The 522-nt window shown below is 65.1% G+C and carries 1 protein-coding gene; it reads left to right on the forward strand.

Annotated features, from left to right (window positions below):
• On the forward strand, window positions 1-502 hold a 502-nt coding region (locus NS355_RS17135), incomplete at its 5' end, for a methyltransferase family protein (protein ID WP_153008270.1).
• Between the last annotated feature and the right edge of the window lie 20 nt (window positions 503-522).

Genomic DNA, 522 nt, shown 5'->3' on the forward strand with positions numbered 1-522 from the left:
GGCCTGGGCGGCGGCGCTGATCTGCTATCCGCCGACGATCCTGATGGGCGATAACGGCCCGCTCAACTATCGACCGGGGACCGCCGAGTGGAGCTATTGGTTCGCCGGGCATCCGGTGGTGCTGGCGGTGATCGGCGCGGTGCTGGTCGGGCTGACCGCCATCTATGCCTGGTCGACCGTGGCGTTCGGCATCCGCTTTTCCAACCTGACGCACCGGGGCATCCTGACCCACGGGCCCTATGCGGTGTCGCGGCACCCGGCCTATTTGTCGAAGAACATCTTCTGGTGGATCGCTACGATCCCGATCCTGTCGACCGGGACCTGGGTGGACGCGGCGCGCAGTTGCCTGCTGCTCGGTGTCGTCAACGGAGTCTATTGCTGGCGGGCGCGGACCGAGGAGCGGCATCTTTCGGCCGATCCGGCGTACCGGGATTATTATGACTGGATGGAGCGGTACGGAGCGGTGCCGCGGTTCTTTCGCTGGGTTTTCGGGCAGCGTTAGTCCATTGGCCTTCGACTTCG

Origin of the sequence: Sphingomonas yabuuchiae (genome assembly GCF_001477495.1) — a bacterium.
GTDB lineage: Bacteria > Pseudomonadota > Alphaproteobacteria > Sphingomonadales > Sphingomonadaceae > Sphingomonas > Sphingomonas yabuuchiae_A.